At 71.8% G+C, this 17,032-nt stretch carries 16 protein-coding genes and 1 tRNA gene; 8 read left to right on the top strand and 9 right to left on the bottom strand.

Annotation, left to right across the window (positions count from 1 at the left end):
• Positions 1-3 precede the first annotated feature (3 nt).
• Together ACWDVG_RS00085 and ACWDVG_RS00080 are read left to right on the top strand one after the other, a co-directional pair.
• Positions 4-2,550, top strand: coding sequence for a phosphoribosyltransferase (locus ACWDVG_RS00085; protein ID WP_451694583.1), 2,547 nt, complete (start codon positions 4-6; stop codon positions 2,548-2,550).
• On the top strand, positions 2,547-3,356 hold the full coding sequence (locus ACWDVG_RS00080; protein ID WP_451694581.1) for an HAD family hydrolase: 810 nt from the start codon (positions 2,547-2,549) through the stop codon (positions 3,354-3,356). The genes ACWDVG_RS00085 and ACWDVG_RS00080 overlap by 4 nt, the downstream gene beginning before the upstream one ends.
• 34 nt (positions 3,357-3,390) lie before the next feature.
• Here the strand turns inward: ACWDVG_RS00080 and ACWDVG_RS00075 are convergent, their stop codons facing one another.
• From ACWDVG_RS00075 to ACWDVG_RS00065, 3 genes are all read right to left on the bottom strand, one after another.
• Complete coding sequence (locus tag ACWDVG_RS00075; protein ID WP_451694580.1) at positions 3,391-3,615, bottom strand: FmdB family zinc ribbon protein; 225 nt, start codon at positions 3,613-3,615, stop codon at positions 3,391-3,393.
• Positions 3,616-3,752: 137 nt separating this feature from the next.
• Complete coding sequence (locus ACWDVG_RS00070) at positions 3,753-5,123, bottom strand: hypothetical protein (RefSeq protein WP_451694578.1); 1,371 nt, start codon at positions 5,121-5,123, stop codon at positions 3,753-3,755.
• Between the two features lie 89 nt (positions 5,124-5,212).
• Positions 5,213-5,893 carry a DUF4097 family beta strand repeat-containing protein gene (locus ACWDVG_RS00065; RefSeq protein WP_451694576.1) on the bottom strand — a complete coding sequence of 227 codons (681 nt, stop codon included), beginning with the start codon at positions 5,891-5,893 and terminating at the stop codon, positions 5,213-5,215.
• Positions 5,894-6,151: 258 nt separating this feature from the next.
• On the opposite strand from ACWDVG_RS00065, the gene ACWDVG_RS00060 reads away from it, so the two are divergent.
• A tRNA-Val gene (locus ACWDVG_RS00060) sits at positions 6,152-6,226 on the top strand.
• A 522-nt stretch (positions 6,227-6,748) separates the two neighbouring features.
• Entirely contained in the window at positions 6,749-8,263 is a 1,515-nt protein-coding gene (locus ACWDVG_RS00055) for a restriction endonuclease (protein WP_451694574.1), read from the top strand.
• 515 nt (positions 8,264-8,778) lie between these two features.
• Here ACWDVG_RS00055 and ACWDVG_RS00050 read toward each other — a convergent pair.
• The gene (locus tag ACWDVG_RS00050) at positions 8,779-10,296 is read right to left on the bottom strand and encodes a protein kinase domain-containing protein (RefSeq protein WP_451694572.1); all 1,518 of its coding nucleotides are present in this window, start codon (positions 10,294-10,296) and stop codon (positions 8,779-8,781) included.
• Between the two features lie 569 nt (positions 10,297-10,865).
• Between ACWDVG_RS00050 and ACWDVG_RS00045 the strand changes: the two genes are divergently transcribed.
• Positions 10,866-11,405, top strand: coding sequence for a DUF4231 domain-containing protein (locus ACWDVG_RS00045; RefSeq protein ID WP_451694571.1), 540 nt, complete (start codon positions 10,866-10,868; stop codon positions 11,403-11,405).
• Positions 11,406-11,484: 79 nt separating this feature from the next.
• Here ACWDVG_RS00045 and ACWDVG_RS00040 read toward each other — a convergent pair whose 3' ends face one another.
• Complete coding sequence (locus tag ACWDVG_RS00040) at positions 11,485-11,934, bottom strand: lamin tail domain-containing protein (protein ID WP_451694569.1); 450 nt, start codon at positions 11,932-11,934, stop codon at positions 11,485-11,487.
• 128 nt (positions 11,935-12,062) lie between these two features.
• Here ACWDVG_RS00040 and ACWDVG_RS00035 point away from each other — a divergent pair, with 128 nt between their 5' ends.
• Complete coding sequence (locus tag ACWDVG_RS00035; RefSeq protein ID WP_451694568.1) at positions 12,063-12,878, top strand: MBL fold metallo-hydrolase; 816 nt, start codon at positions 12,063-12,065, stop codon at positions 12,876-12,878.
• Here the strand turns inward: ACWDVG_RS00035 and ACWDVG_RS00030 are convergent.
• A complete protein-coding gene (locus ACWDVG_RS00030) occupies positions 12,820-13,578 on the bottom strand; it encodes a GntR family transcriptional regulator (protein ID WP_451694566.1) in 759 nt (252 codons plus the stop codon). The two genes, ACWDVG_RS00035 and ACWDVG_RS00030, sit on opposite strands and share 59 nt — an antisense overlap.
• Before the next feature lie 187 nt (positions 13,579-13,765).
• On the opposite strand from ACWDVG_RS00030, the gene ACWDVG_RS00025 reads away from it, so the two are divergent.
• Entirely contained in the window at positions 13,766-13,990 is a 225-nt protein-coding gene (locus ACWDVG_RS00025; RefSeq protein ID WP_451694564.1) for a hypothetical protein, read from the top strand.
• 172 nt (positions 13,991-14,162) lie between these two features.
• Complete coding sequence (locus ACWDVG_RS00020; protein ID WP_451694563.1) at positions 14,163-14,423, top strand: DUF2277 domain-containing protein; 261 nt, start codon at positions 14,163-14,165, stop codon at positions 14,421-14,423.
• Here the strand turns inward: ACWDVG_RS00020 and ACWDVG_RS00015 are convergent.
• The 3 genes from ACWDVG_RS00015 to ACWDVG_RS00005 all read right to left on the bottom strand — a co-directional run bounded on the left by ACWDVG_RS00015 (position 14,383) and on the right by ACWDVG_RS00005 (position 16,668).
• A complete protein-coding gene (locus tag ACWDVG_RS00015; RefSeq protein ID WP_451695085.1) occupies positions 14,383-15,006 on the bottom strand; it encodes a DedA family protein in 624 nt (207 codons plus the stop codon). The two genes, ACWDVG_RS00020 and ACWDVG_RS00015, sit on opposite strands and share 41 nt — an antisense overlap.
• Positions 15,007-15,338: 332 nt before the next feature.
• On the bottom strand, positions 15,339-15,800 hold the full coding sequence (locus tag ACWDVG_RS00010) for a DoxX family protein (protein WP_451695083.1): 462 nt from the start codon (positions 15,798-15,800) through the stop codon (positions 15,339-15,341).
• Positions 15,801-16,017: 217 nt separating this feature from the next.
• A complete protein-coding gene (locus ACWDVG_RS00005; protein ID WP_451694561.1) occupies positions 16,018-16,668 on the bottom strand; it encodes an HNH endonuclease family protein in 651 nt (216 codons plus the stop codon).
• Positions 16,669-17,032 lie beyond the last annotated feature (364 nt).

Below are 17,032 nucleotides of genomic sequence, written 5' to 3'. Positions count from 1 at the left end.
GACGTGGTGTGGACCGGAACGTGGGTCGCGGAGCGACTGGGCGTCGAACTGATCGGCGGCGAGGAGCTACCGGCCCTGTTGGGCCTCGCACTGCGTCGCAACCCCAAGCGCGCGCACCTGCTGGTCTCCAGCGTGCTCGGCAAGCACGTGCCGCAGCGGCCCTCCGTCGTGTACGGCTCGGGCTTCGCCCTCGGCCTGCGCGTCCGGGACCTCCTCGGCCCGGCCGAGACCGCCCGCGGCGTCGTCCTCGGCTACGCGGAGACGGCCACCGGCCTCGGCCACTCGGTCGCCGACGGCATGGGCTTCGCGCCCTACCTGCACTCCACCCGGCGCCCGGTCGACGGCGTGCCGAGCGCGGGCGGCTTCGAGGAGTCCCACTCGCACGCCACCTCGCACCTGCTGCTCCCCGAGGACCCGAAGCTGCTCGCCGGGGACGGCCCGCTGGTCCTCGTCGACGACGAGTTCTCCACCGGCAACACCGTCCTCAACACCATCCGTGACCTGCACGCCCGCCATCCGCGCGAGCGGTACGTGGTCGTGGCCCTCGTCGACATGCGCTCCGCCGCCGACCTGGGCCGCTTCGAGGCCTTCGCCCGGGAGATCGGCGCCCGCATCGACCTGGTGGCGGGCGCGGCCGGCACCGTACGGCTGCCCGACGGGGTCCTGGAGAAGGGCCAGGCGCTCGTCGCCGCCCACGAGACGGCGGACCTCGGCACCCCCGCACGGCAGGAGCCCCAGGCATCCGGCGAGCCCCACGACCCCGGCGCCGGGCACGGCCGCGCCGTACGGGTCGAGCTCGGCTGGCCGGCGGCCGTCCCTGACGGCGGCCGCCACGGTTTCACCGCACCCCACGCCGCCGCCCTGAACGAGGCCCTGCCGGCCATGACCGAGCGCCTCGCCGCGGCCCTCGGCGACGCCCGGCGGGTCCTCGTCCTCGGCTTCGAGGAGCTGATGTACGCGCCGCTGCGGCTCGCCCTCGGACTGGAGCGCGCCGGGCACGACGTCTCGTACTCCACCACCACCCGCTCGCCCGTCCTCGCCGTCGACGACCCCGGCTACGCCATCCGCACCCGGCTCGTCTTCCCCGCCCACGACGCCCCCGCCGACGGTCCCGGCGAGCGCTACGCCTACAACGTCGCGGGCGCCGGCTTCGACGCGGTCGTCGCCGTCGTCGACTCCGTCGCCGACACCCCGGAGCTGCACGCCCCGGACGGCCTGCTCGCCCGCCTCGCCGCGCACGTCCCGCACGTGGTCCTCGCCGTCGTCCCCTCGTACGTGCCCGGCACGCCGACCCGGGCCCCCTCCGCGGCTGCGGCCCCGTCGCCGTCCCCGTACGCCTCCCCGTACGCGACCCCGTACACGTCCACGCACACGTCCCCGGTCTCCGAAGCTCCCGAAAGGAGCTCCATGCTGCCCGAGCCCCTCCGCGGCCCCGCCTTCTCCTCGTACGCACCCGAGGAGGTCGGCTGGCTGCTCCAGGACCTCTCGGACGTCGAACTGGAGGCGCCCACCGAGGAACGCGAGGAAGCCATCCAGAGCGGCGGCGCCCACTACGCCGAATCGCTCCCCGTCGAGTACCAGCCGAGCGCCCGCTACCAGGAGCTCTTCCACAGCGCCCTGGAGACCTCCGCCGCCCGGATCGCCCGCGCCGTCGGCACGGTCACCGAGACCGTCCTCGCCGAGCGCCCCGGCCGCCCCGTCCTCGTCTCGCTCGCCCGCGCCGGCACCCCCGTGGGCGTCCTCATGCGCCGCTGGGCCCAGGCCCGCCACGGCCTCGACCTGCCCCACTACGCCGTCTCCATCGTGCGCGGCCGCGGCATCGACGCCAACGCGCTGCGCTGGCTCGCCGCCCACCACGACCCCGCCGACGTCGTGTTCGTCGACGGCTGGACCGGCAAGGGCGCCATCACCCGCGAACTCGCCGAGGCCCTCAAGGAGTTCGACGGCTTCGACCCGGAGATCGCGGTCCTCGCCGACCCCGGCTCCTGCGTCCGCACGTACGGCACCCGCGAGGACTTCCTGATCCCCTCCGCCTGCCTCAACTCCACGGTCTCCGGCCTGATATCGAGGACCGTCCTGCGCGCCGACCTCGTCGGCCCGGACGACTTCCACGGCGCCAAGTTCTACCGCGAGCTGGCCGGCGCCGACGTCTCCGGCGCCTTCCTCGACGCCGTCGCCGCCCGCTTCGACGAGGTCGCCGACACCGTCGACACCGACGTCAAGGAACTCCTCGCCGCCGACCGCACCCCCACCTGGGAGGGCTGGGCCGCCGTCGAGCGCATCAGCGAGGAGTACGGCATCCACGACGTCAACCTGGTCAAGCCCGGCGTCGGCGAGACCACCCGCGTCCTGCTGCGCCGCGTCCCCTGGAAGATCCTCGCCAAGCGCGGCGCGGGCACCGACCTCGCGCACGTACGCCTGCTGGCCGAGCAGCGCGGCGTACCGGTCGAGGAGGTCGACGACCTCCCGTACAGCTGCGTCGGCCTGATCCACCCCCAATACACCCGGGGCGCGACGGGCGCCGACGGCACGGCGGTGGTGTCCCGGTGAGTACGACCCTGGTCGCCAGCGACCTCGACCGCACGCTCATCTACTCGACCGCGGCCCTCGCCCTCGGCATGCCCGACGCCCTGGCGCCCCGGCTGCTCTGCGTCGAGGTCCACGAGTCCAAGCCGCTCTCCTACATGACCGAGGACGCGGCCGACCTCCTCGCGCGGCTCACCGCCGAGACCGTCTTCGTGCCGACGACGACACGGACGCGCAAGCAGTACCAGCGCATCCAGCTCCCGGGCAGCGCGCCGGCGTACGCGATCTGCGCCAACGGCGGACACATCCTCGTCGACGGAGTCACCGACCCCGACTGGCACGCCTCCGTCCTCCGCAGGCTCGCCGACGAATGCGCGCCGCTCTCCGAGATCCGCGCCTACCTCACGGCGACGACCGACCTGTCGTGGGTGCGCAAGCACCGGGTCGCCGAGGACCTCTTCGCGTACCTCGTCGTCGAGCGCGAGCGGCTCCCCCAGGACTGGCTCGACCGCTTCGGCAGCTGGGCGGGCGACCGCGGCTGGACCGTCTCCCTCCAGGGCCGCAAGGTCTACGCCGTGCCGAAGCCGCTCACCAAGAGCGCCGCGGTCCGCGAGGTCGCCCGCCGCACCGGCGCCACGCTCACGCTGGCCGCCGGCGACTCCCTGCTCGACGCCGACCTGCTCCTCGCGGCGGACCTGGCCTGGCGCCCGGGCCACGGCGAACTCGCCGACTCGGAGTGGACCGCCCCGCACCTCGACGTCCTCACGGAGCGGGGCGTCGCGGCCGGCGAGGAGATCCTCCGCCGCTTCCGCGTCGCCGCCGCCCGCTGATCGCCCAGGCGCAGCCGGGCGCGGTGAGGCGGGGTCAGCCGCAGCAGCCGCCACCGCAGCAGCCGCCGCCACCGCCGCCTCCGCCTCCGCTCGGCGCGGGGGCGGCGCCCGCGGACCCGCCGACGGCCACGGCCGACAGCAGCTTCACGGTGTCGCCGTGCCCGGCGGGGCAGACGGCGGGGTCGGAGGACTCGGCCATGGGCCGATCGAGTTCGAAGGTGTCGTCGCAGGCGCGGCAGCGGTATTCGTATCGAGGCATGCCGCCCAGGCTAACGGCGCCGACGCGACCGGGGGAGGCCCCGGGGTCGGGATGTGGACACCCGGAGCGAACCTGGCCGAACTCAGCCGCGCCCGCGCACACGCTCGCCCAGGGCCCGGGCCCTGGGCGACGGAGACTCAGTGAGCCGCTCCGGCGCCCCGCTCCTCCCGGATGCGGCCGACGACGCGGGCCGCGTCGGCCCGAACGGCCGCCAGCTCCGTCAGGAAGTGCCAGTAGTCGGGGTGCCGCCCCTCCAGGCCGGCCACCGCACGGTCGAGACGGGCGACGGCCTCGTCGAGGGGCCGCGCATGGCGCGGATCGGGCGTGTTGCGGCCCTCCATGGCCAGGCGCTGGGCGTCGCGCACCGTGAACCGGGTGCGCTCGATCTCCGCCTTCGGGTCCTTCGCCACGGCGTCGAGCCGCCGCAGCCGCTCCCCGGCGGCCGACACGGCCTCGTCGGTCGAGTCGAGCAGGGCGCGGACGGTCGACAGGAACGAGATCGCGTCGGGCCAGCGCTGCTCCTCACGGGCCCGGCCCGCCTCCGCGAGCCGCTCCTCCGCCTGCCGTACGGTCGCGGCGGCCTGCTCCGGCACGTGCTGGAGGTCCTGCCAGCAGGCGGCCGTGAACCGCCGCCGCAGCTCGGACAGGACCGGCTCCACGGCCCCGGCGCGGGTCGTCAGCGCCTCGGCACGGGTACGGAGCGAGACGAGGCGCTTGTCGATCTCGGCGGCCCGCTGCGGCAGCCGCTCCGCCTCGGCCCGTACCGCCTCCGCGTCCCGCAGCACCCGGTCGGCGCGCTGGAGCGTCTCGGGGACGCCGTGCCGGCCCGCACCTTCGTTGAGCCGGGTCAGCTCGGGCCCGAGGGCCGCGAGCCGGGCGGCCAGATCGTCGGCGCGCAGCCCCTTCCCCCGTACGGCGTCGAGGGCGTCGCTCGCCGCGCGCAGCGCCTGCCGGGCCCGCTCCGCGGCGGGGGCGAGCCGGGCGAGCTGGGTCTCGGCCCGGTCGAGCAGCGGCGCGAGGCCCGCCTCGAAGCGGTCGAGCTCGCCGCGGACCGTGTCGAGTGCGTCCTTGGCGCGGGTCAGCTCGTCCCTGGCCCGTGTGGCGGTGGCGGCGTCCAGTTCGTCGTGGTCGAGGTCATGGGCGTCGACGGCGGAGATGTAGACGTGGCTGACCTCGTCGATGCGCCGCCCGAGCGCCTCGAACCCCTCGACGGCCCGCCGGGCTTCCGGCGAATCGTCCACGGCCGTGATCGTCTCGATGGAGATCCGCAGCCCGCGCTGGGCGGTGTCGAGCTCGTAGAAGGCGGCCGCCGCGGCGTCCTTGGCGGCCTGCGCCTCGGCGCGCTGCCCCTCCCCGCGCCCCCCGAACCAGCGCCGGGTCCCGCCCCCGGCGAAGGCCTGCGGAAGGAGCGCACCCGCGAGCAGCGGCAGCGCGAGGGCGAGCCGGAACGCGGTGAGGGGACGGGGCGTCGCACTGTCCCCGGGGGCTGTCTCGTCGCTCGCCGCCAACGTCCCTCTCCCGTGCTGTGTCCGCCGTGCCCCGGTCCGGATCGGTTCCGTTCATTCTCCCACCCGGTAAGGACGAACACACGGGCCGATCAGTTCGCCGTACGGACCGTGACATCGCCGTTGTCGCTGCGCACGCGCACGGTGTGCCCGCTGCCGCGCCGCTCGGGCACGTCGACGCGGCGGTCGCCGTTCTCGGTGGTGCCGGTCACGTCGTACGCGGCGGAGGAGGGCAGGGAGACGGTCAGGTCGCCGTTCTCGCTGACCATGTCGACGCGCCGGGGCACGGCGCCCAGCGCGATCCGCACGTCGCCGTTGTCCGAGCGGGTGACGACCTCGGGCGAGGTGGCGGAGGCCTCGACGGTCACGTCCCCGTTCTCGCTGCCGATGTCGAGCGCGCCGGACACCTCCCGCACCCGTACGTCACCGTTGTCGGACCGCACCTTGAGCGGGGTGTCGAACCCCTCCACGGTCACGTCGCCGTTGTCGTCCTCGACGGACACGGCGACCCCGCGGGGCACCCGCACGCGGTGCACGGCCCCGCAGTTCGCCGCGACGGCGTCGCAGTCCACCCGCAACGTGAGCCGCCCGTCCACCAGCCCCCAACTGGCCCGGGGCCCGTCCCCCAGGAACACCCACCCGTCGACCTGCCGCTCGACCCGTACGTCGTCGATGTCGTCGGGCGTGATCACCAGCTCCGAGTCGTCCGAGTCGACGGTGAGGACCTCCCCGGAAAACGCGAACGCCCGCCGCTCCACGGGCGCCCCCTCCACATCGGCACTCCCGCACCCCACGACCCCGACCATCGCGACACCCGCACCCACGAGCGCGAGCACCCCACGAAGACGCCGACGACCACCCATGACGAAACCCCCCAGACCGAACGCGTACGATCCCCCGAACCTACGAGGCCCCCACCCCACCCCACGATCCGGCGACCCACCGTCCCCGGGGTAGGGCTGTCCCCCCCACCACCACCAATCGGTTTGCGGCACCCACCCGTGGGCCATGTAGGCTGTTGCTCCTTCCACGGGTGCGTAGCTCAGGGGTAGAGCGCTGCTCTTACAAAGCAGATGTCGGCGGTTCGAAACCGTCCGCGCCCACCAGTAGGTAGATAGACAAAGGCCCAGGTCACCGGTACTGAACCGGGAGCCTGGGCCTTGTTCTTTGCTCGGCCGCGAGAGCGGTCGAGAGGCGTCGTGCCACTATCTGACATGAACGACGGTGAATGACGGCAGCCCTGAGCGGCTCTTCGCGACACCCGTGGGCTGGGGCGGTCCCCTGCGAACTGTGGTCCGCGCGAGCTTACGAAGCGAGCGGGACGGGTGGCCCAGATTCGGATGCCCGGCAGAGGTCGACTGTCAGTGCGTGGTGGCAGGGTGCTGTCATGCGGGGCGAACTCTTCGGCTTGCTCGGGACGCCTTCGGAGCACGCCGTGATTGCTCGCGCCGGTCTAAGGTGACGTCCCTGACCTGCGTGATTCTGTGACGTGGGAGGGGAATGTAGCCGTGTGGCGGAGTAAGGCCAGGGAGGGATAGCAGGTGGCGCAACGGGGCAGCGGCCGAGGCAACGACTATCAGCGGCAGCAGCAAGCGTTACGACGTGCCCAGGAGCAACAGGCACGACAAGTGGAGCGGGACCGCAAGGCCGCTGAGACGGCCAGCAAGCGGCAAGAGCGCGAGCGGAAGGCCGCGTATCAGCAGCACCAGGCCGAGCAGGCGCAGGTGAGCACGATCGCGGTTGAGCATGAGGTCGAGCAGCTAGGGAAGCTGCTCCGTGACGCGGTCGTGGGCGACCCGCCTACAACCTTTGAGCGTCGGCGGAGGACTCACACGCCGAAGAAGTTTGACGAGCGTCCTTGGTCTCGTCCGGAGCCTTCGCCGCGCTGGGAGGAGTTCGCGCCCCCGGAGCCTGGTGGTCTGGCTGCTGTCTTGGGTCTTGGCAGGAAGCGTTACGAAGCTGCGGTTGCAGAGGCGCGAGCGCGGTTCGGCGAGGCACAAGAGCGCCACAGGCGGGCCGAGCAGATGCGCCTGTCGACGCTGGAGCGGAAGCGCGCCGAGCATCGACAGGCCGAAGCGCAAGCCCTTGGCCAAGTGGCGACTTTCAATGCGAAGTTGGACGCAGAGCGCGAGGCGTACAGGGCTGGGGAGCCGGCAGCGGTCGAGGCTCATCTAGGGGATGTTCTGCATGCGTCGGAGTATCCATTGGGCTTCCCCCACGAGCATCGGATCGCCTTTCGACCTGCCACGGGTGACGTACTCGTTGAGATTCACTTACCGCCTGAGGCGATCGTCCCTACCGCGCGGGGCTACCGTTACGTGAAGAACCGGGATGAGACGACCGTGCTGCCTCGTCCGGAGAAAGAGCGCAAGGAGATCTACGCCTCCGTCCTGGCCCAAGTCGCTCTGAGGACTGTCCACGAGGTCTTCACGAGCGATCCGGATCGGATTGTCAATGGCGTGATCCTGAACGGCCATGTGAGAACTATCGACCGTGCCACCGGTCAGGAGGTCTCACCCTGCCTGGTGACGCTTAGCGTCAGCAGGGAGCAATTCGCGAAGCTGCGTCTCAGTCAGGTTGATCCAGCGCAGTGTCTCAGGGGACTCAATGCTTTGGTGTCTCCCAACCCCTATGATCTGGAACCAATCCGCCCCATCATCGAGTTTGACCTGTCGAAGTACCGGCTTATGGACAGCATGGACGTAGTCGCAGGCCTGGACAGCAGGCCCGTGCTGCTGAAGCTGACGCCCACCGAGTTCGAGCACCTGATTCGCCAACTGTTCGAGGCGATCGGCATGGAGGCCTGGAACACCCAGGCGTCCAAAGACGAGGGCGTTGACGCGGTGGCTGTCAGCAAGGATCCCGTCTTCAACGGTGAGTGCATCATTCAGGCGAAGCGCTACAGCAAGCTCGTGGGTGTGGAGTCCGTCCAGGCGCTGGCCGGAGTGGTCGAGCACAAGCGTGCCGCCAAGGGGGTCCTGATCACCACGTCGTGGTTCGGCAGGGCCAGCCACGACTTTGCCCGCCAACATGGGCGGCTCCAGCTCATCGAAGGGCCGGAACTGAAGTACTTGATCAAGGAACACCTTGGCAAGGATGTGATCCCGGGCCCGGTCCCCCCGAAGAGGCGCCCCCCACGCTGAGGCCGGGAGACCGCCCACTCAGTCGAGTCTCTGACATCAGCAAAGCCAGTCGCAGTCGAGTCCGGTAAGGGAGACCTTTTCATTTTGCCTATGGGGCTGATGCGGACGCTTTGCACCGGGTGATGGAGCCGGGCTGGCGTGCGCTTCCGTTTCGGCCGGCTCACGTCGTGCTGCGCTACGGGGAGCCTGATGACGTCGTGAGCAAGCGGATTGCGATCTGGTGTGCGTGCCAATTGCGTGCCAGATCGAGCGGTAAACCGCGGTCACTGGAGGGTCGCTGCCCGGGCCGTCAGCTCGTAAGAGCCCCCGCAGCGCGCAGAGGGGGATGCAGGCTGGGAATCCACGAGGGGGAGCGGGTGAAAGATGTATTCGACCCGCCCGGGAGACCGTCGAAGGGCTGGACAACGCCGTCTTCCGGGGTGGCCCATGGAGGGAGGACCTGGGCCTGGGGGAACCGCCCCGCAGTGTGCTGGGTCACGCGGTCATCCGCTCTTGAGGGGGCGATGCGCTGGTCGTCAGGCGCCCGCGTGTTCCACCAGACAGACGTATGCCGGGGGTACCTGGGATTCGAGACGGCTGTAGTCGAGGATCGCCGGGTAAGTCAGACGTGTCCCGGGGTAGGAGGGTGTGCACTCTTGTGGGGAGTCATAGAAAACGACCGACTCGCCGTCCAGATGCACAGCTTGCCCGTCGACGGCGCCCACGAGAGTGGCGCCGCACTGATAGCCAGGGGCGTTCAAGAGAAGCGCGCCGCTGCGGTCGGCCCCCGTTTCTTCGCCAGTCCAGGCAATACAGAAGACGGTGCCGGGATCGCCGCCGGTTTCAGGCTGGGAAACGAGGTGGACAACCCGGGTGGAAGGGTGTTCGCCACACAGAGTGTTGATATCGGAGACGTACCACGGCGCACCGTTCTCGCAGATGGCTTGCTTGGGTTCACAGCTTCGCTCCCCGTCCGGAAACTTGTAGGTAACGGGCAGGCATGTGGCCGACGTTGCGACACTCGGCAGAGTGGTGGTTGACGACGGCGTCGAAGCCGGGGCCGATTGGTCGCTGCGGTGCATTGCCGTGGGAGGGGCTGGAGTGACCGCATGTTGCTCCCGGATTGTGTAGGTAACTCCCAGCGCCACGGCGAATGCCATCACGCCAACGGTCGCAAGGAGCCCGGCGTGGCGTCGGAGGGGACGTCGTTGGGCAAGCGTCCATGCAGGGTCGTCCTGCGTAGGCATGTCCCAGTGGGCGGCCACGAAGTCCCCGATGACGTTGGCCGTGTCAGCGTTCGGGGACAGAAGGCTGGTGGCCTGGGCGGCGAGCAGAGCGGTGCATTTCTCCGCCAGCACGGCGGGGGCGGGGCGGTCGCCAGGTTCTTTGGCCAATGACGACGTCACCTCCGCGAGCAAGTCCTCGGGCACGCCTGCGATATCGGGTTCGCCGGACATCACGCGGAATGCCACTACGTCCGGGGCTCCGGTGCCGAACGGCAGGCGTCCCGTCGCGGCGTACGCGATCAGAGCTCCCCAGGCGAACACATCGCCAGCGGCTCCAGCCGTGCCGGTTCGGTAGTAATCGGGGCTGATCCAGCCGGCGGTGCCTGTCATCACACCCGTGCGGGTTACAGAGGTGCCGTCAAGAGCGTGTGCGATACCGAAATCGAGCACCCGAGGGCCGGATGGTGCCAGGATGACGTTGGCCGGTTTGATGTCGCGGTGAACCACCCCTGCCTTGTGGATGGCCGCCAGTGCCGCCGCGGTGCCCGCCGCCAAGGCGTACAACTGGGCCCCGGCGAGTGGACCGTCCGCAGTGACGCGCTGAGCAAGCGTGGGGCCGGGCACGTACTCGGTGGCCAACCAGGGGTGGTCGGCGTCGGTGTCGGCGTCGAGCAACGCCACCAGACAAGGACCGGAGACCCGCCGGGACAGCGTGACTTCCCGCTTGAACCGTGCACGAAACTCGCCGTCGCTGGCCTGCGCCGGATGAATGAGCTTGAGCGCGACTCGACGCCCCGCGGAGTCCAGAGCAGCATGCACAGTTCCCATTCCGCCGGAACCCAGACGGCCGAGGATCCGGTAGGGGCCAACGCGGCCGGGATCGCCAGGACGGGCAGGCTGGACACGCGTGGGCAACGAACCTCCAAGGGCTAAGGTCGGGACGATCCAGCACCGTAGCGTCCTGGCCGATGTTCCGGGCGTCTCGCGGGCTTTCGCAGCCCAACCGTTGTGCGTTCTGGCGGGCTGGGGTTTCGCAGGCCCGGTCACGGCCTGCCGGGGTCGCTATCAGGCCGCAACGGTTCGCCTCAGACCTGTAGGTGCGGTCAGCCGTTCCGGTCGGAGTAGCTCTCGAAGCAGTGCCGAGTCTTCCGGTCCACTCCTCACCGGGTGATCAGCGTGCGTACAGGAACACGTCGGACGACTGGCGGCACGCGCTGCCGTACTCGGCTGTCAGGTCGACGACTGGAAGGGCGCCGAACTTCTCCTGGTCCAAAGTGAAAAAGAGCCTGGGCGTGACGTTCCGCGATGCGGATGATGCCGCCCGGCATGCCATGAGCATGCCCGCGCCCGCCCCGAGGGGTTTGACGTGGATGCGAGGGCGGGGGTGTACTCCCGGCATGGTTGAGGTGGGGGACGCGCCCGACATGGGTGTGGAGAGCGGTGGGATGACGCCGCAGCGGTACATCGAGAGCAGGCTCGGGCAGTACCAGGAGTGGTACGACACCAAGGCGACCCGGATGAAGGCGATGCATCTGCGGATGCGGACCGTCTCGGTCGTCGGCGGGGCGCTCGTGCCGGTGTTCGTGAACGTGGACCTGCCGTTCGCGCGGGTCACGGCCACGGTGCTGAGCGTGGTGGTGGTCGCGGCGGTGTCGCTGGAGAGCGTGTACCGGTACCGCGAGCAGTGGAAGAACTACCGGTCGACGGAGCAGCTCCTCGGGCACGAGCGGATCTACTTCGAGACCAGGGTCGGCCCCTACCACGGGCTGTCGAAGCGGGAGGCGTTCTCGCTGCTGGTGGCCCGGGTGGAGAAGGCGATCGCGGGGGAGAACTCGGCCACGCTGAACGTGATGACGCTGGGCGGGCAGGTCACCGCCGCCGTGCAGCAGCACGGCGCCGCCATCCCGGCCCCCCGCACCGCCCCCGAGGGCGCCTGACCCTCCGGAGACGGTAGGGAGCTGTGCCGAGACCCGGACGATCGCGCGCCCTGAGCAACGGCCCGCCGCTAGGCGCGCGTCAGCACCACTTGTAGTCGTACCGCGTCGAGTTGTACGCGCAGGAGTCGACCCACGCGCCGGTGGCCCTGCGCAGCGTCGCCGTGTCCCTGTCGTTGTTCCACACGTACCAGCCGCGGTTCTGGTACAGGTTCGCGGCGGTGTTCGTGCCGCGACCCGTGCGGATGGTGACGATCTTGCCCGCACCGAGCGTGTAGGAGCCGAAGGTGTACGTGTGGTTCGCCGCGTCCCTCAGCGTCCAGCCCCGCAGGTTGACCGCCGCGCCCGTCGTGTTGCGTATCTGCACCCACTCGGCGTTGAGGCTGCTCTGGGCGCCGGTGTCCGAGCCGGGGCTGTCGTAGTAGATCTTGTACAGGTGGACGGAGCCGGCGGCCTGCGCCTGCGCGGGCAGGAGCAGGATGCCGGAGGCAGCGGCCGCGGTAAGGGCCGCGAGTGTGCGTACGCGATGCATGAATGTCCCTCAGTTTCTGCCGGAGCGCCCGCCGATGGGGCCCGGCGAGCACACAGAATACGCACGCCCTTCACCAGTTCTGCACGACTTCCGGACATCGGGACGCGGCCCCGCCTAGACTCGTCCGCATGGTCAGCGACGCGCTGCGGATCACCGTGCTCGGCTCCGCCACCCCCTTCCCCCGGCCCGGGAACGCCTGCTCCGGCTATCTCGTCGAGGGCGGCGGCGTACGGGTGTGGGTGGACGCGGGCAGCGGCACGCTCGCCGAGCTCCAGCGGTACGCGCCGCTCGGCGGGATCGACGCCGTCTGGATCTCGCACCTGCACGCCGACCACAGCGCCGATCTGCTCACCGCCTACTACGGCCTGCTGTACGCCGGGCTCGCGGTCGACCTTCCCGTACGTCTCCTGGCGCCGCCCGGCACCGCCGACCGGCTGGCTGCGTTCCTCACCAACGGGCCGGAACGCAGCCCCGTCGAGCGGGCCTTCGCCGTCGAGGAGCTGTACGACGGGCACGTCGCCCGGGTCGGCGGGCTCACCCTGCGCGCGCGGGCGGTCGAGCACGGCATGCCGGCCTTCGCGCTGCGCGTCGAGGACGAGGCGGGGCGCTCCCTCGCGTACTCCGGCGACTGCGAGCCCTGCCCCGCGCTCGTCGAACTCGCCCGGGACTGTGACCTCCTCCTCTGCGAGGCCGACGGGGAGGTGCCGGGCCACCATTCGGCCGCCCAGGCCGGGCGGAGCGCGGCGGAGGCGGGTGCGGGCCGGCTCGTCGTCACGCACGTCGGGCCCGGTACGGACCCGGCCGAGGCCGTCGCCCGGGCCGCCGCCGCGTTCCCGGGGGAGGTCCGCCACGCCGACCCCGGCGTGACGTTCACCGTCACGCCGGCTACGCGTCGAAGTCGTACTCCAGGACGTACGCCGACGAGTCCAGCGTCATCTCGTTGAGCTCCACGGCCACGCCCGGGCCGGTGAACGCCGTGCGGCCGATCAGCACCACCGGCGTGCCGAACTCCAGGGCCAGCCGGTCCGATTCGTCGGCCGTCGGCATCCGGCAGCGGATCTCCTCGCGGAAACGCACCGGGCGGTGGCCCAGCTCCGCGAGCCGGGCGTAGGTGCCGCCGGGGCCGGTGTCGGTCTCGGTGATCCGCGTGCCGCGGACCAGCTCCGCCGAGAGGTACGAGACGGAGAGCAGCACCGGCTTGTCGTCGAGGACGAAGCGGCGGCTGCGGACGCAGACGGGGGAGTCCGGGGCCAGGTTCAGCACGTGGGCGACCCGGGGGCCGGCGGGCTCCTCCGCCACCTCGATCCGGTCGACCACCAGGGCCCGCTCCTCCACCTCCGCCGCCCAGACCGAGCGGCCGCTGCCCCAGCCCGCCCCGGAGAGGCGCTCGATGCCGCGGCGCCGCAGGGGGCGGAAGGTGCGGACGAAGACCCCGGCGCCCTTGCGGGCCTCGGCGAGGCCTTCGGCGCGGAGGACGGAGAGCGCCTGCCGGGCGGTCATCCGGGCCACCTCGTACCGGCTCATGAGGTCGTTCTCGCCGGGGAGGCGATCACCCGGCGCGAAGGCGCCCGACCGGATCGCGCTTCTCAACTCGTCAGCGATGCGCTGGTACTTGGGCCGACGAGCACTGTCCTGGTCAGTCACGGGCGGACCACTCCCTTCGTCTGCGGGACACCCTACGGCGCGGTCGCGGGCCCGAGGGCACAGGTGTGCGCCGTCCCGCGGGCTCGATCCATCCATCGGGGGACATCTCTAGAGATACGTTGACAGGGCGGCCTCCCGGCGTTTCCCTTGTGGTCCCCAAGGATCAGGATCGGGACGGAGGGGACGCGTGCAGCCACTGCCCGAGGCCGGTGACCTCGTCCGTGACACCGCCACCGGGCGGGTCGGTTTCTATGTGGAGAGCGTCTCCGGACGCTTTCTGATCCGGGCCGTCCACGGCGGCGCCCAATGGGAGGCCGAGCCGGCCGACGTCCAGCCCGCCACACCCCTGCGCGAGCTGCGCGCCCGCGCCGCCGAGATCAACGCGCGGAGCAGACGCGGCCTCGGGAGCTGATCCGGAGCCCCCGCGTGGGTGGGGGCCTCCGTACGGGGGTGAGTGCCCGCCGCCGGAACGGCGACGGTACGACTACGGGGCCCCGTACCGCACCGGTCCGTCCCCGCCCCCAGCCGCCGCCGCCCTCCCGCCGCGGAACGCGGTTGTCAGTGGCGCGCGCCACACTGGAGGCATGTGCCGAAGCATCAAGACGCTCCGCCCGCCCGCGCTGCCCGAGGAGGCCACCCAGGACGACATCCACGCGGCTGCCCTCCAGTACGTCCGGAAGGTCTCCGGGTTCCGCGCGCCCGCCGCGCACAACCGGGAGGTGTTCGACCGCGCCGTCGAGGAGATAGCGGCGGCCACCGCGCGGCTGCTCGACGGCCTGGAGGTGCGCGGCGCGCACCCCGCCGTCAGGACGCGGCGGCCGGAGCCGCAGCCGGACGCCGTATGACGTAGGCCGCGAGCCCGCCCGCGAGGAACAGCGCCAGGGTCGACACGCCCGCGGCGAACCACGTCGCGCCCAGCCACTGGCCGCCCAGCCAGCCGAGCCCCACGCTGTACGAGGCCCAGGTCACGCCCGCGAGGGCCGACCAGGGCAGGAAGTCCTTGATGCGGCGCCTGGCCGCGCCCGCGGCCAGGGAGACGACGGAGCGGCCGGCGGGGGCGAAGCGCGCGAGGACGACGAGCAGGCCGCCGCCCCGGGCGAGGGCGGTGCCGAGACGTTCCTGCGCGACGGTGAGGCGGCGCGAGCGCGCGATGGCCCGGTCCAGCCGGGCGCCGCCCCGGCGGGCCAGGCGGTACGCCAGGAAGTCGCCCAGGACGGAGGCCGTGGCCGCGCAGAGCAGCAGCGGGAGGAGGGAGGGGACGTCGGGGGAGGCGGCGGTGGCCGTCGCCGCGGCCGTGGCGGCGGTGATCACGAGGAATCCGCTCGGCAGTACGGGCAGGAAGACGTCGAGCAGGATCGACGTCGCCACCACCGGGTAGATCCATGGGCCCGCGGTCAGCGACCGCAGCGAGCCCAGGCTGTCGAGCAGATTCACGCGCCAGAGCCTACGCGGCGCCGCTGGACCCGCGCTGGGGCGGGGGCCGAGTAACGCTGGAGCGGGGCCGTGGCGGGCCCCGGGCCTGCCGCCCGCGGGGTGCGAGCGGGGCTCGGGTGCTCGCTGCCCGTGGGTGCGAGCGGGGCCCGGGGGGCGAGCTGGCCCCCGGGTGCTCGCTGCTCGCGGCGGCCTTGTGCTGCCCGCGGGGGGCGGGAGCGGGCGCGGCCGGGCACGAGCGGGCCCGGTGCGGACGTGACCGGAAATCGTACTGGTGCGCTCCGGCCGCGTCCGCTATCGGGTGGCGCGGCTCAAGTGGTTCGGGCGGTTCAGGCGGCGACCGGCGAGGCCTGCTTCTCGCCGTCCTCCCGGGGCGTGGCGGCCGAGCGGCCGCGTGCCCCGAAGAGGCCGTCGAGGGCCAGCGCGCCCGGCCCGGTGAAGATCAGCAGCGCGAACGCCCAGCAGAACAGGGCCGCGGTCTCGCCGCCGTTCTGGAGCGGGAAGAGGGCCTCCGGCTGGTGGACCTTGAAGTAGGCGTACGCCATCGAGCCCGAGGCCAGGAACGCGGCGCTGCGGGTGCCGACCCCCGCGAGGACCAGGACGCCCGCGACCAGCTGGATCACGGCCGCGTACCAGCCCGGCCAGGTACCGGCGGGGACGGTGCCGCCGCCCATCGCGCCGCCGAGCACGCCGAAGAGCGAGGCGGCGCCGTGGCAGGCGAAGAGCAGGCCCGTGACGATGCGGAAGAGGCCGAGGGCGTACGGCCGGGCCAGGTCGAGGCGGTTCGTCAGTGCGGGCGTGGGGCGATGGCCCATGGGGGACTCCTTCGGTCTGACCCCGCGGGGGAGGGCGGGGCGTGGGGGACGGGAACCGATGAGCCGAAGGTTAGGCACCCCTCACCAATACTTGCAAGTTCAACATTCGGTCACCGGGGAGTCCGGGGCGGGGCGCCCGCCCCGGTGACCGTCCGCTGTCAGGCGCCCTGACGGGCATTCAGGACGTAACGTTTCAGCAGCCGTTGAGGACGGACTGGAGGGCGCTCTTCTCGGCGGAGTCGACGCTGAGGTTCCAGTGGTACTTCACGTGCACCCAGGCCCGGGCGTACGTGCAGCGGTAGGCGGTGCGCGAGGGCAGCCACTCGGCGGGGTCGAGGTCGCCCTTGGCCTGGTTGACGTTGTCGGTCACGGCTATGAGCTGCGGCCGGGTCAGGTCGTTCGCGAACGCCTGACGCTGCGCGGTGGTCCAGGAGTTGGCGCCGGAGCGCCACGCCTCGGCCAGGGCGACGACGTGGTCGATGTCCAGGTCGGAGGCGAGGGTCCAGGTGGCGCCGTCGTACTCCGAGTACCAGCTGCCGCTGACCGACGCACAGCTGGAGTCGGTGACGACGTTCACGCCGTCGCGCTTGAGGACGGTCTCGCGGGTGTTGCAGGCGCCGGACTGGGTGATCCAGTGCGGGAAGAGGTCCCTGCTGTAACCGGTGGTGGAACCCTCCGCCTTGACCGTGAGCGCCGCCAGATAGCTGCGGGCCGTGGTGGCGCTGACCGGGGTGGGCATCGCGGCCTGGGCGGCCGGGGCGGTGGCGAGGAGACCGGTGACGGTGAGGGCGGCGGAGGTGGCCAGAATGGCGAGTCGACGCGCGTAGACGGTGCCGGTGGACATGGTGAACTCCCTTGGGACGGGGGGACCGTGGGTGTCGCGGTCCCGTGGGTGCCGGGCGGCGGCCCGGTCATCGTGGCGGCGCCGGGTTTCCGTGGGGGGTGCGCCAGGTAACAGAGTGGCGACATGGGCACGTCACATCAAGGGGTGATCGGTTCCTGATGGAGTGCCAGATTCCGCCGGAGGCGCCATGGTTGTCGCCGCCGCGCTCGGCATGGCGGCCCTCGTCTCGCGGCCGGTCCGGGCTCGCGGAGGGAGACGTCACCTTCGCGGCGACCTCGCGGCTGCTCCACCGTTGCTTCACGGCTGCTTCGCTGCGGCTCCGCGAGGGCCCTGGAACGCGGCGCGCGCGGCCGGATCGTCCGGC

It is taken from the genome of Streptomyces sp. NPDC003327 (assembly GCF_053589515.1).
This window is presented reverse-complemented; position numbering and strand designations above follow the sequence as displayed.

Coding starts and splice junctions, on each gene's coding strand:
- ACWDVG_RS00035 (WP_451694568.1), top strand. CDS start 12,063: ATGGTCAGCGACGCGCTGCGGATCACCGTGCTCGGCTCCGCCACCCCC.
- ACWDVG_RS00020 (WP_451694563.1), top strand. CDS start 14,163: ATGTGCCGAAGCATCAAGACGCTCCGCCCGCCCGCGCTGCCCGAGGAG.
- ACWDVG_RS00045 (WP_451694571.1), top strand. CDS start 10,866: ATGGTTGAGGTGGGGGACGCGCCCGACATGGGTGTGGAGAGCGGTGGG.
- ACWDVG_RS00040 (WP_451694569.1), bottom strand. CDS start 11,934: ATGCATCGCGTACGCACACTCGCGGCCCTTACCGCGGCCGCTGCCTCC.
- ACWDVG_RS00005 (WP_451694561.1), bottom strand. CDS start 16,668: ATGTCCACCGGCACCGTCTACGCGCGTCGACTCGCCATTCTGGCCACC.
- ACWDVG_RS00075 (WP_451694580.1), bottom strand. CDS start 3,615: ATGCCTCGATACGAATACCGCTGCCGCGCCTGCGACGACACCTTCGAA.
- ACWDVG_RS00050 (WP_451694572.1), bottom strand. CDS start 10,296: ATGGGAACTGTGCATGCTGCTCTGGACTCCGCGGGGCGTCGAGTCGCG.